Below are 12,126 nucleotides of genomic sequence, written 5' to 3'. Positions count from 1 at the left end.
TTGTCCGGGCACCTGCGCCCGACGGCGCTGGCTCAAGCCGGCTTGAATGCGCTGTACTCGGAAAAAATGCCGAGTTCGACGTGTCGCTTGACGTCCTGGAAACCGGCGGCGCGCAGCGCGGCCAGCACCGATTCAGGCGCGATGCAGGCCTCGATCGTGTCCCAGTAGTAGCGCCACAGTTCGGCCGTGTCCTGCCCCCGCGCCACCACCTTGGCGATCAGCGGAACCACGCCGCGCATGTAGCCCTTGAGCACGGCCGTTCCGACCCGGCCCGAGGGCTTGGTGATCTCGAGCACCAGCAGCCGCCCGCCCGGGCGCAGCACCCGGAAGAACTCGGCGAAGGCCGCATTGACGTCGGCGATGTGGCGCAGCGCGTAGCCCATGCTGATGAAGTCGCTGCTGGCATCGGGCCGCGGCAGCGCCTCGGCCCGGCCGCGCACCAGCGTCACGCCCGGCAGCGCCACCTGGCCCATCATCCCGGGGCTCGGATCGACACCGACCAGCTGCCCCTGCGGGCCGATCAGCGCCAGCGCCTCGCGCGCCACCAGCCCGGTGCCGATGCCGACGTCGAGCACCTGCGCGCCCGCCGCGAGGCCGCCGCGCTGCAGTGCCGAGCGCCGGTACCAGGGGCCCGAGCCGAAGGCGAGCACCCGTTCGATGCGGTCGTAGTCGGGCGCGGTGTCGTCGAAGATCCGGCGCAGGAACTGCTCGTGCTCCGCCTCGTCGGCGTAGTAGGCCGGCAGCGGCGTGTGCGGCGCGAGCGCCTCGGGCGAAGGGTGCGGCGAGCCAGGACTTTGCATCGGTCCATTATGGCCATTCACCCGGCCACCGCCGCCGGCTCCAGCACGAAATCGAAATTCAGCGTGTGGAACGGCGTCGACAGCACGCTGCCGTCGGGCCCGGCGCCGGCCGGGTGCGAGGCGAAGTCGCCGATCAGGGAGCTGCGCACGCCGAACACGGCATCGCTGTCGAGGTAGCGGTCGCCGTCGCGGAACACGTGCGTGATCAGCGTCTCGTAGCCCGGCGCCTGTATCATGAAGTGGACATGCGCGGGGCGCCACGGATGGCGCTTGGTGGCCCGCAGCATCACGCCGACCGGGCCATCGGTGGGGATCGGATAGGCCACGGGCATCACGCCGCGGAACCACAGCCGGCCCTCGCCATCGGTGCGGAAGACGGCGCGGCCCTGCGGCCGGTCGAGGCCCGTCCGCTGGACGTCGTAGAAGCCTTCGGCGTCGGCCTCCCAGACATCGACCTCGGCATCGGCCACCGGCTCGCCGTCGCGCCCGCGCACCACGGCCCGCACGAACAGCGGCTCGCCGGCAGCGCCGCCCGAGATGTCACCGCCGAGCGGGAGCCGGGGCGCGCCCTGGACGTGGAAGGGGCCGAACACGGTGGCCTCGGTGGCCTGGGCGCTCTTGGCATGGTTCATGGCCACGGTCAGCATCGACAGGCCCAGCGTGTCGGACAGCAGGATGAACTCCTGCCGCTTGCCATCGCACTTCTGCCCGGTCGCGGTCAGGAACTCGATGCCGGCGGCCCACTCGGCCTCGGTGAGCTTCACCTCGCGGGCGAAGTCGTGCATGTGGCGCACCAGCGCCGACATGATCTCCTTCAGCCGGGGGTTCTCGCAGTCCGCCATGCGCTCGAGCACGGCGGCCGTGATGGTGTGTTCATTGATGTTTCGCATGGGGATGGAGCTCCAGGTCGGTGGGACGTCTGAGGGGCATCGAACGTTTCGGGACCGGCGCATCATGCACTGCCAGCCGCCGCTGGGTCGGGAACAGCGACCAGCCCCAGCGCTGCTGCGCATAGCCCCACAGGCCCTGCTTGAAGAAGATGGTGACGACGATCGCCAGCAGGCCCAGCCCGAGCAGGTACCAGGTGCCGTAGTCGCTCAGGAACTTGTTCAGCGCCCAGAAGATGAGGGCCCCGACCAGCGGCCCCTCGATCCGGCCGATGCCGCCGATCACCACCATGAAGATCGCGAAGGCGGTCCAGTTGACGCTGAAGGCGGCATCGGGGCTGATGCGCAGGTTGCCGACGAAATAGAGCGCCCCCGCCAGGCCGGCGCCGAAGGCCGCGACCACGTACACCGCGAGCTTCATGCGCGCCACCGGGATGCCCTGCGACTCGGCCGCGACCTCGTTGTCGCGGATCGCCAGCAGCGCCAGCCCGCGCTTGCTGCGCAGGAACAGGTAGACCAGCGCGATCGCCGCCACCACGCAGGCCAGCGCCATCCAGTAGGTGGTGCTCTCGCGGGTCGCCTTGTCGATGCCGCGCAGCGCGGTGAGCGAGGTTCCCGAGCCGCCGCCCACCGCCGACACGTTGGCGAAGCTGAGCCGGAACACTTCGGCGATCACCCAGGTGCCGATCGCGAAGTAGCCGCCCGAGAGACGGAACGCGACGAAGGACACCGGCACCGCGATCAGTCCCGCCGCCAGCGCGCCGAGCGGAATCGCGACGAACGGATTGAGACCCGCGAAGTTGCCCAGCATCAGCATCACGTAGCCGCCGAAGCCGAAGAAGGCCTGCTGCCCGATGCTCACCATGCCGCCGTAGCCCGCCAGCAGGTTCCACATCATCGCGAAGATGAAGTAGCAGGCGATCTCGACGAACTCGCGCATCCAGCTCGATTCGCCCCAGAACGGCAGGCTCGCGGCGAGCACCGCCAGCACGACGCCGACGACGCCCGCCGTGCGGCTCATCGCCGTGGCGCGCTCGACCGTGAAGGGAAGCGGAGGCGTCATGGCGAGTTCAATCCAGTTGCAGGTTGATGCGTTCGGCCACCTTGGCCCAGCGCTGGCTCTCGGTCTGCAGGCGCTGTGCCGCCTCCTTGGGGGTGTTCGCGAGCGGCTCCAGGTCGAGCGTCGCGAGGCGCTCTCGCACCTCGGGCGCGGCCAGCGCCTTCGCCACCTCGACTTGCAGACGGTCGACCACCGCCGGTGGCGTCGAGCGCGGCATCGCCATCATTTCGGCAAAGCTCGCCTCATAACCCTTGGCGCCGGCCTCGGCGGCGGTGGGCACCGAAGGCTGGCTCGCAAGCCGCTTCGAGCCCGACACGACGATCGGCACCAGCTTGCCGTCCTTGATCAGCGGACCGACCACCGGCGACGCGAGAAAGCCGCAGGGCACCGCGCCGCCAAGCACATCCTGCATTGCGGGGCTCGGCCCGCGATAAGCGACATGCTGCATGCTCGCGCCGGTCGTCGAAAGCAGCATCTCCATCGCCATGTGGCCGGGCACGCCGGGACCACCCGAGGCATAGCTCATCGGCGTCTTCTTCGCGGCGGCGAGCAGTTCGGGCAGCGTCTTCACGCCGACGGAGGGATGACACACCAGCTCCTGGCTGAAGCTCGCGAGCTGCGTCACCGGCGCGAAGTCCTCCATCGGCTTGAACGTCAGCTTCTTGTAGAGATGGGGGTTGATGGTGAGCATCGTGTCCGGCCCCACGAGCACGGTGTGCATATCGTTCGCGCGCAGCACTTCCTGCATGCCGATGTTGCCGCCGGCGCCGGGCTTGTTGTCGACCACCACGGGTTGGCCCAACGCCTTCTGCAGGCTCGGCTGGATCAGGCGCGAAATGATGTCGCCCGGCGCGCCGGCCGGAAAGGCGACCACGAGGCGCACCGGCTTGGTGGGCCACGCCGCATCGGCGGCCGCGGCGCCGAGCGGCAGCATCGCAGCGGCGGCAAGCGCGACGGTCAGGGGTCTGGCAATGAAACGCATGATGTCTCCGTTGTGGGTTGTCGTCGCAGCGCTCACCACGCGCCGATCAAGATGCCGGCCTCTCGCTCGCGCCTGTTCCAGGCCTCGATCGCAGCCGGCGCGATGGTGGGAAAACGATGGCGCGCGCGCAGCCAGGCGAAGAGACGCGCGAGCATCTGCTCGCGCACCGCCGCATGCGCCGGGTCGCGCCCGAGATCGACCAGTTCCTGCGGATCGGACTCCAGGTCGAACAGCATCGGCGGCAGGTCCTCGAAGTGCACGAACTTCCAGCGCGCATCGCGCAGCATCGTCATGTGGCAGCGGTCGACCGGCTGGCCGATGGGCAGGCGCACCGCGTCGCGGAAGGCGTAGCTGTTCTCGCAGACGACGAACTCCTTGCCCTTCGCACCGTCATGCGCATGCACCAGCGGCAGCAGCGATTCGCCTTCGAGCCACTGCGAGGGCCGCTCGATGCCCAGCGCTTGGAGCACCGTCGGCACGATGTCGATGCACTCCACCAGCGCATCGCTGACCGTGCCGCGCGTGGCATTGGCCTCCGCACGCGGATCGGCCACGATCAGCGGCACGCGCACGATCGGCTCGTGGAACAGCTCCTTCTCGCCGAGCCAGTGGTCGCCGAGGTAGTCGCCGTGGTCGCTGGTGAAGACGACCAGCGTCTCGCGGTCCAGGCACTGCGCGCGCATGAAGGCGAACAGGCGGCCCAGCTGGTCGTCGACCTGTTTCACCAGGCCCATGTAGGTCGGGATCACGGTGCGGCGCACCTCGTCGCGGCTGAAGCTCTCGCTCGCGGTGTCGCGACGGAAGCCTTCGAGGACCGGATGCGCGTTCTGCCGCTCGGCTTCGCTGCGCACGGCGGGCTGCACGTCGTCGGGCCCGAACATCTCGTGATACGGGGCAGGGACGACGTAGGGCCAGTGCGGCTTGATGTACGACAGGTGCAGCACCCACGGCGTATCGCCGGCCTCCTTCATGAAGTCGATCGCGCGGTCGGTCGTGTAGGGCGTCTCGCTGTGCGGCTCCTCGATCGCCGCGGGCTTGTCGGCCCAGCGCATCTGCCAGCCGCTGAGGATCTCGCCGTTCGGCCCCCGGCCCGAGTTCGCGAAGTCGTGCCACGGGTTGTCGGACTCATAGCCGCGCTCGCGCAGCCAGTCGCAGTAGGCGTTGCCGCTGACCTTGAAGCCCGGCGGCCAGATGCCGTCGTCGCGGGCATAGGGCTCGAAGCCGCCTTCCATCGCGAGGCGTCCTTCGCCTTGCGAGACATCGATGCCGAGCCGCTTCGCGCCTTCGAGATCGGCTTCCACATGCGTCTTGCCGACCAGCGAGCACCGCACGCCATGCGGCCGAAGATGCTCGCCGAGCGTCTTCTGTCCGACCGAGAGCGGCACGAAGTTCCACATCGCGCCGTGCGTGCTGACATAGCGCCCGGTGTAGGTCGACATGCGCGACGCGCCGCAGACCGAGCCCTGCACATAGGCGCGATCGAATCGAACCCCGCGCGCCGCGAGCGCGTCGATGTTCGGCGTGTGCAGGCGCGGGTGGCCATAGCACGAGAGGTAGTCCGCGCGGAGCTGGTCGCACATGATGAACAGCACGTTGCGCAGCGGGCGGGAGGAAGAGGAGGAATTTCCGGTCATGTCCGTTCAGCCCACGGTCTTCGGGAAAAGCCCCTGCGGCCGCAACACCAGCACGCCCAGGAACACCAGATGTCCGACCCAGATGCCCCAGCCCGGATCGAGACGGAAGCCGATCTGCTGCGTGATGCCGAGGATCATCGCGCCCGCCAGCGTGCCCCAGAAGGAGCCCATGCCGCCGATGATCACGGCCTCGAACGCGAAAAGCAGCAGCAGTGGGCCGTCGGAAGGCGACACCGTCGTACGCATCCCTTGCAGCGCGCCGGCGATCGCGATGAGCACGAAGGCGATGGCGGTTGCGAGTGCGTAGACCTTCTTCGCGTTGAGACCCATGAGCTCCGCGATCTCGCGGTCGTCCGACACCGCGCGGAACGAACGCCCGAGTGCGGTGTTCGCGAACAGCCATTGCAGGCCGCCGGTCGCCACGATCGCGACCGCGAGCACGATCAGCGGCAGCACGCCGACCGACAGCGATTCGCCCAGGTGCAGGCCCTGCGTGTTGAGCCCTCCCGTCTCGATCGAGCGCGGGTCGGCGGAGAACAGTTCCAGCAGCAGGTTCTGGATCACGATCGACAGCCCGAAAGTCACGACCAGCGAGGGCAGCGGGTCCTTGCCCAGCGTGCCGTTGAGCACGTAGCGCTGCAGCACGTAGCCGAAGCCGAAGGCCACCGGCAGCACCGCGAGCGTGATGAGAAGCGGCGCGTCGCCGAAGAGCGCAGTGCCCGCGATCACCGCGAAGGCGCCGAGGATGATGAAGTCCCCCTGCGCGGTATTGGTCAGCCGCATCACGCCGAACATCAGCGACTGCCCGAGCGCGAACAGCGTGTAGAGGCCGCCGAGCAGCACGCCCTGGACGATGGTTTCAAGCACTTCGATGACTCCCGCTCACAGCCCGAAATAGGCCTGCGAAATCTGCTCGCGCGTGAGCGCATCCGAGCGTCCCTGCAGCGATACGCGTCCTTCCTGCAGGCAGTAGATGCGCTTCGACACGCGCTGCGCCATGGTCACGTCCTGCTCCACGATCACGACGGTCATGCCTTCGCGAACCAGCGTGGGCATCGCGGCGTAGATCTCATGGATCACGATCGGCGCGAGGCCGAGCGAGAGCTCGTCGCACAGGAGCACCTCGGGGTTGCTCATCAGCGCGCGGCCGAGCGCGACCATCTGCTGCTGGCCGCCCGAGAGCGCGGTGCCGGGGTTGTGGCGCTTCTCGGCCAGGATCGGGAACAGCTCGTAGACGCGCTGCATGTTCCACGGTCCCTTGCGCGCGGTGAGTCCGCCCATCTGCAGGTTCTCCTCCACGCTCAGGCTCGGGAACAGGCGGCGGCCTTCCGGCACCATCGCCAGCCCGCGCCGCACGATCTCGCCGGGCGGCAGGCTGCCGATCGCCTCGCCCTTGAAGCGGACCGCCTCGCGCGGCGCGCGCACCAACCCCGTGAGGCACTTGAGCAAGGTCGACTTGCCCGCGCCGTTCGCGCCGATGACCGCGACCACCTCGCCCTGCGAGAGAGAGAAGTCGACGCCGAAGAGCGCTTGCGCGTCGCCGTAGAACGCCGTGAGGCCCTGCGTGGCAAGAAGTGCCGTCATAGAGAAACCTCCGCGCTGCGCGCTGCGGTATTCGCCTTGGGAGCGGCCCGGCGGCTCATGCTTCCACTCCCATGTACACGCGCCGCACCTCGGGATCGTTCATCACCGCATGCGGCTCGCCTTCCGCGAGCTTCTGTCCGAAGTTGATGACGAAGAGCCGGTCGGCCAGCGAGAGCAAGGCATGCACCACATGCTCGATCCAGATCATGGTCACGCCGCGCGCCTTGATCTGCTTGAGCTCTTCCACGAGCTGCTTCGCCTCGGGCTCGGTGAGACCGCCCGCGATCTCGTCGAGCAGCAGCAGCTTCGGCCGCGTCGCCAGTGCGCGCGCGAGTTCGAGGCGCTTGCGATTCAGCAGCGTGAGCCCGCCAGCCGGCCTGTTCGCGTGCGGCATGAGGCCGGTCTGCGCGAGCACTTCGTGCGCGGTCCCCCACGCGTCCTGCTCACGCTCTTCGGCGCCGAAGCACGCGGCGGTCACGAGGTTCTCGAACACTGTCATGTTGCCGAAGGGCTGCGGGACCTGGTAGCTGCGGCCGATGCCCGCGTGGCAACGCTGGTGCGGCTTGAGCGCGGTCAGGTCGCGGCCTTCGTATTCCACGCGGCCGGCATCCACGCGCGCGTCGCCCGAGATCAGGTTGAACAGTGTGGTCTTGCCCGCGCCGTTCGGCCCGAGGATGCCCAGCGTCTCGCCTTCGGTCACCGCGAGCGAGATGTCGTCGGTGACCTTGAGCGCGCCGTAGGACTTGCTCACGGCATGGAGGGACAGCAGCGGCATGGTGCTCAGGTGGGCATGGCGCGCAGCGCTCCGCCCACGGGGATGTTGGGCGCAGCCTCGTTGCTCACGATGGTGAGTTCGTACTTGAACTTCTGGCCCTTGCCCCATTGGCCCAGCACCAGCGGCGTCTTGCTGACGTTCTTGAACGGACCCTGTCCGCCCCACTTCACCGGCCCGACGACGGTGTCGAGCGAGGTCGCGGCCACCGCGTCGCGCACATCCGCGGCCTTCGTCGACTTGGCACGCGAGAGCGAATTGGACGCCACCTCGAACAGCGCATGCGCGAAGCCGATGGGCTGCGTCCACTGTTTCTTCGTGCCGGCCTCGTAGGCCTCGGAAAGCGCCTTGGCGCTCTGCTTCGTCAGGCTCGACGTGAAAGGATGCGAGGGGCTCCACCACACCTCGGTCGACAAGCCATCGCCCAGATCGCCCAGCGCCTCGATCGCGCCCGGGAACAGCAGCGCCTTGCCCAGCGTGATGATCTTCGGCCGCAAGCCCTGCTGGCGCGCCTGCGTGAGGAAGGTCTTGGCATCGGGGGGGATCACCACGCCGGTGACGATCTCCACCCCAGCGTTCTTGAAGGCCGCGATCTGGGCGCTGAAGTCCTGCGTGCCGTTCTGGAAGCGGCCCGGATCGACCAGCGTGAAGCCCATCTGCGAGAGCGGCTTCGGAAAGCCGAGCTCCTTGTCGCCCCAGGCATTGCCGTCGCCGTCGTTGGGGAACAGGCCGCCGACCTTCTTGTTGGTCGGCACGGACTTCCAGCCGCTGGTGAAGTTGGCGATGACGTCTTCCAGGCCCCAGAACAGGTGGTAGGTCCAGTTGAAGCCCTTGGCCGGATCGCCCTTGCGGCCGAAGAACCAGGGCTGCCACGGCACCACGCTCGAGATGCAGGGCAGCTCGTTCAGCTCGCAGGCGTCGCTGACCGGGTTGGCCGTCTCGGGGGTGCCGGCGGTCAGCACCAGCGCCACCTTCTCTTTCAGGATCAGGTCGTTGGCGACCTCGCCGGCGCGGTTCGGATTCGACTGGCTGTCCTTCAGCACGATCTGCACCGCGTACTTCCTGCCGCCGACGGCGATGCCGTCCTTGAAGGCGGTCTTCATCTGGTCGATGACCCACTTGTCGGCCTCGCCGAAGGGCGCCAGCGGGCCGGTCTGCGGCGAGACGTAGCCGATCTTCAGCGTGTCGGCCGCGAACACCAGCGGCGTCGCACCGCCGGCGGCCAGGGCGGCCGCGGCCTGCGTGAACTGTCTGCGATTGAGGGTCATGGGAGTCTCCTTCTGTTGTTGTCTTCAGCGCACGAAATGGGGCGGAATCTCGGCATCGACGTTGATCCACACGCTCTTGACCTGCGTGTACTCGCGCATCGCATCGAAGCCCATCTCACGGCCGTAGCCGCTCTGGCCGACGCCGCCGAAGGGCGAGCCCGGATTCACGCGCTTGTAGCTGTTGACCCAGACCATGCCGGCGTGCAGGTCGCGCGCCACGCGATGGGCGCGCTGCAGGTCGCGGGTCCACAGGCCGCTGCCGAGGCCGTAGTCGGTGCCGTTGGCGATCTCCATCGCCTCCTCGTCGCTCTTGAAGGTCAGCACGGTGACGAAGGGGCCGAAGACTTCTTCCTGCGCCACGCGGTCGCGGTACGAGCTCGCACGCACGATGGTCGGCTCGACATAGCAGCCGCGTTGCAGTTCGCCGCCCGGCGCCTTGCCGCCGGCGAGCACTTTGCCGCCCTCGCCCTTTGCCACTTCCACGTAGTTCAACACGCGCTCCTGGTGTTGCGCGCTGGTGAGCGGACCCATCTCCGTCGCATCGTCCAGCGGATTGCCGAGGCGGATCGACTTGGCGAGCGGCAGGAACTTGTCGAGAAATTCGTCGGCGATCTTCTCGTGCAGCATCAGCCGCGAGCCCGCGATGCAGGCCTGCCCCTGGTTGTGGAAGATGGCCCATGCGCTGCCGTTGACCGCGGCGGGCAGGAAGGCGTCCTCGAACACGATGTTCGGCCCCTTGCCGCCGAGCTCGAGCTGCACCTTCTTGAGGTTGCCCGCGCTTGCCGCCACCACGTGCTTGCCGGTCGCGGTGCTGCCGGTGAAGGCGACCTTCGCGATCTCGGGATGCTCGGCGATGTATTGCCCCACCACGTGGCCCAGCCCCGGCACCATGTTGACCACGCCATCGGGCATACCGGCCTCGGCCATCAGCTCGACGATCTTGAGCGAGCTCAGCGGCGTGATCTCGGCCGGCTTCATCACGATGCAGTTGCCGGCCGCCAGCGCCGGCGCCATCTTCCAGCTGGTGAACATCAGCGGGAAATTCCACGGCACGATCTGGCCGACGACGCCGACCGGCTCGCGCAGCGTGTAGTTGAGGAAGCCGGCCTCGACCGGAATCGTCTCGCCCTGGAACTTGTCGGCCATGCCGCCGAAATAGCGGAAGCAGGCGGCGGTGCGCGGCACGTCGAGCTTGCGCGAATCGCGGATCGGATGGCCGGTGTCGAGCGATTCCAGGCGCGCGAGCTCTTCGCCGTGGGCCTCGATCAGGTCGGCCAGCCGGAGCAGGATGCGCCCGCGGTCGGCCGCCGCCATGCGGCTCCAGGCCGGGAAGGCGCGCTTCGCGGCGGCCACGGCGCGGTCGACGTCGGCCTTGCCGGCCAGCGAGACCTCGGCGATGGTCGAGTTGTCGTGCGGATTCAAGGTCGCCAGCGTCTCGCCCGACTCGGCATCGACGAAGCGGCCGTCGATGAAGAGCTGGTGGCGGATCGGCGTCTTCAGGCCGGCGGCCTGCTGGATGTCTGCGAGGGTCATGGAGTGATTCACTTGGTGAGCCAGGGGTAGCGGGCGGTGTCCTTGCCCGCGTAGTCGGGGTCGAGGTAGATGAAGCAGCGCTGGATCAGCCAGTCGCGGATCTCGAAGACGTCGCACCAACGGCCCGCGCCCCATTCGGGCACGCCGGCGCGCCACGGGCCATCCGCGTGCTCGCCGAAGCTGGTGCCTTCGCAGGCGAACAGGTCGCTGCCCGAGAAGATCCAGTTGAAGCCCGCGTAGTCGTGGCGGATCGACTTGCCGCGGCTGCCGACGTCGCCGAACAGCTGGCCGATCTGCGCCTTGCCGGTCGCCAGTCCCCACTTGGGGAAGTACACCTGGGCGTCGTCGGCGAACAGGTCGAGGATCGAGCCGCCGCTGGAGGTGACGCCGCCGTTGTCGTAGGCCTTGAGGTATTCGAGGGCCACCGACTTGCGTTGCTCGTCGGTCATGGTTTGACGGGTGAGTGCCATGGTGAGTCTCCTTCTTCGCTGCTGACGTGAGGGCGCACCGGCGCAGCCGGTCGGGGCTGCCGGAATCAGGTCGCTTCGCTGCGAGCGCCGCCCGGTCTCCGCGCGGCCTCGGTATCCGTCCTAGAACTGGACCGGGATTTCCGGGCTCTCGCCCTTCTGGATCTCGTAGACCAGGCTCGGCGAGCCGTTCTCCCAGACCAGCAGCATCGAGCGCTTCGGGCTGAAGCCCTGGTGGCGGCAGTAGGCAGGCATGGCTGCCATGTCGCCGGCCTTCATGATCACGCGGGCCATCGGCCGGCCGGTGTTCTTGTCGCCGCAGTCCCAGTGGATCTCGTCGGTCATCTGGAAGAACCATTCGACCCGGTCGTTGCCGTGGATGATCGGCAGGATGTGCTCCTCGGTGGTCGGGCACATGTAGCTGTGCTTGACGACCGAGGTGAAGCTCGGATTCCAGGTGACCTGCGAGCGGCTCAGGAAGCCGAAGAGATTGAAGGCGTGGACTTCGTTCTCGAAGCCTGGCTCCGGATGCAGTTCGGGCTGACCCTGCGGCACGTCGGCGAAGGCGCGGTTGACCGGCGCGCCGCGCTCGTCGCTGCGCAGGTCGAGGTCGCCCTTGAGACCGACGCAGCGCGTGGCCAGTTCGCGCGCCCGGGTGATCTTGGCCGTGTTGTTGCCGTTCTTGCGGCCATAGGGCGAGCCGGTTTCCTGCGGCGCGGAGAACGGGTCGAAGCTCTCGTTGGTCCAGTCGTCGAGCATGGCCTCGAAGGTGGCGCGAATCTGGGCAGTCGGGAAGTTCTCCAGCAGGTCGATGCCGGCGTCCTTCATGGTGCCGTTGAAGCTGCCGGCGTAGAGGTCGACCGACTGGTAGTGGTTGACCGTGCCGACCACGTCGTCGAAATTGACCCAGCCGTAGAAGAAGCCCCAGGCGACGTCGCGCATCAGGGCGCGCAGGTAGTTGCCGATGTCCATCGTGTGGCTCATCGGCCGGCCGTCGCGGGTCTTCCAGGTGATGTGGGCGAAGTACTCGTCGCGGCGAAAGCCGAAGCTGCCGAGCGAGAAATCCTTGTAGCCGAGCGTGGCGTCGGGTTGCGACGCGATGACCTTGGCGAGTTCTGCGGGTGCGTTCATGGCGGTGC

The 12,126-nt window shown here is 68.0% G+C and carries 12 protein-coding genes; all 12 read right to left on the bottom strand.

The annotated features are described in order from the left end of the window. Nucleotides 1-32 precede the first annotated feature (32 nt). The gene (locus QZH52_RS09030) at nt 33-800 is read right to left on the bottom strand and encodes a class I SAM-dependent methyltransferase (protein WP_286534781.1); all 768 of its coding nucleotides are present in this window, start codon (nt 798-800) and stop codon (nt 33-35) included. Nucleotides 801-817: 17 nt separating this feature from the next. Continuing rightward, a complete protein-coding gene (locus tag QZH52_RS09025) occupies nt 818-1,690 on the bottom strand; it encodes an intradiol ring-cleavage dioxygenase (RefSeq protein ID WP_301807083.1) in 873 nt (290 codons plus the stop codon). Beyond that, entirely contained in the window at nt 1,674-2,750 is a 1,077-nt protein-coding gene (locus tag QZH52_RS09020; protein WP_286534783.1) for a branched-chain amino acid ABC transporter permease, read from the bottom strand. The genes QZH52_RS09025 and QZH52_RS09020 overlap by 17 nt, the downstream gene beginning before the upstream one ends. 7 nt (nt 2,751-2,757) lie before the next feature. Then, on the bottom strand, nt 2,758-3,729 hold the full coding sequence (locus tag QZH52_RS09015) for a Bug family tripartite tricarboxylate transporter substrate binding protein (RefSeq protein WP_301807078.1): 972 nt from the start codon (nt 3,727-3,729) through the stop codon (nt 2,758-2,760). 32 nt (nt 3,730-3,761) lie between these two features. Then, nucleotides 3,762-5,363, bottom strand: a complete 1,602-nt coding sequence (locus QZH52_RS09010) for an alkaline phosphatase family protein (RefSeq protein WP_301807076.1) — start codon at nt 5,361-5,363, stop codon at nt 3,762-3,764. Nucleotides 5,364-5,369: 6 nt separating this feature from the next. Further along, the gene (locus QZH52_RS09005; protein ID WP_286534786.1) at nt 5,370-6,230 is read right to left on the bottom strand and encodes a branched-chain amino acid ABC transporter permease; all 861 of its coding nucleotides are present in this window, start codon (nt 6,228-6,230) and stop codon (nt 5,370-5,372) included. A gap of 15 nt (nt 6,231-6,245) precedes the next feature. Then, a complete protein-coding gene (locus QZH52_RS09000) occupies nt 6,246-6,947 on the bottom strand; it encodes an ABC transporter ATP-binding protein (protein ID WP_301807074.1) in 702 nt (233 codons plus the stop codon). Between the two features lie 55 nt (nt 6,948-7,002). After that, nucleotides 7,003-7,722 carry an ABC transporter ATP-binding protein gene (locus tag QZH52_RS08995; protein ID WP_301807072.1) on the bottom strand — a complete coding sequence of 240 codons (720 nt, stop codon included), beginning with the start codon at nt 7,720-7,722 and terminating at the stop codon, nt 7,003-7,005. Between the two features lie 5 nt (nt 7,723-7,727). After that, nucleotides 7,728-8,987 carry an ABC transporter substrate-binding protein gene (locus QZH52_RS08990; RefSeq protein ID WP_301807070.1) on the bottom strand — a complete coding sequence of 420 codons (1,260 nt, stop codon included), beginning with the start codon at nt 8,985-8,987 and terminating at the stop codon, nt 7,728-7,730. A gap of 24 nt (nt 8,988-9,011) precedes the next feature. Next, nucleotides 9,012-10,475 (bottom strand): aldehyde dehydrogenase family protein, encoded by a 1,464-nt coding sequence (locus tag QZH52_RS08985; protein ID WP_301807465.1) that lies wholly within the window; start codon nt 10,473-10,475, stop codon nt 9,012-9,014. Between the two features lie 53 nt (nt 10,476-10,528). Then, nucleotides 10,529-10,990, bottom strand: coding sequence for a nuclear transport factor 2 family protein (locus QZH52_RS08980; protein ID WP_301807068.1), 462 nt, complete (start codon nt 10,988-10,990; stop codon nt 10,529-10,531). A gap of 120 nt (nt 10,991-11,110) precedes the next feature. Continuing rightward, complete coding sequence (locus QZH52_RS08975; protein ID WP_286534791.1) at nt 11,111-12,118, bottom strand: hydroxyquinol 1,2-dioxygenase; 1,008 nt, start codon at nt 12,116-12,118, stop codon at nt 11,111-11,113. Between the last annotated feature and the right edge of the window lie 8 nt (nt 12,119-12,126).

The organism is Variovorax ginsengisoli (genome assembly GCF_030486595.1).
Taxonomy (GTDB): Bacteria; Pseudomonadota; Gammaproteobacteria; order Burkholderiales; family Burkholderiaceae_C; genus Variovorax; species Variovorax ginsengisoli_B.
Note: the sequence above shows the minus strand (reverse complement) of the source record. Positions and strands in the feature narration are given on the sequence as shown.

Bases quoted from the DNA above. Each gene is read 5' to 3' on its own strand.
- QZH52_RS09015 (WP_301807078.1), bottom strand. From the start codon at position 3,729: ATGCGTTTCATTGCCAGACCCCTGACCGTCGCGCTTGCCGCCGCTGCG.
- QZH52_RS09020 (WP_286534783.1), bottom strand. From the start codon at position 2,750: ATGACGCCTCCGCTTCCCTTCACGGTCGAGCGCGCCACGGCGATGAGC.
- QZH52_RS08980 (WP_301807068.1), bottom strand. From the start codon at position 10,990: ATGGCACTCACCCGTCAAACCATGACCGACGAGCAACGCAAGTCGGTG.
- QZH52_RS08990 (WP_301807070.1), bottom strand. From the start codon at position 8,987: ATGACCCTCAATCGCAGACAGTTCACGCAGGCCGCGGCCGCCCTGGCC.
- QZH52_RS09025 (WP_301807083.1), bottom strand. From the start codon at position 1,690: ATGCGAAACATCAATGAACACACCATCACGGCCGCCGTGCTCGAGCGC.
- QZH52_RS09010 (WP_301807076.1), bottom strand. From the start codon at position 5,363: ATGACCGGAAATTCCTCCTCTTCCTCCCGCCCGCTGCGCAACGTGCTG.
- QZH52_RS09030 (WP_286534781.1), bottom strand. From the start codon at position 800: ATGCAAAGTCCTGGCTCGCCGCACCCTTCGCCCGAGGCGCTCGCGCCG.
- QZH52_RS08975 (WP_286534791.1), bottom strand. From the start codon at position 12,118: ATGAACGCACCCGCAGAACTCGCCAAGGTCATCGCGTCGCAACCCGAC.
- QZH52_RS08995 (WP_301807072.1), bottom strand. From the start codon at position 7,722: ATGCCGCTGCTGTCCCTCCATGCCGTGAGCAAGTCCTACGGCGCGCTC.
- QZH52_RS09000 (WP_301807074.1), bottom strand. From the start codon at position 6,947: ATGACGGCACTTCTTGCCACGCAGGGCCTCACGGCGTTCTACGGCGAC.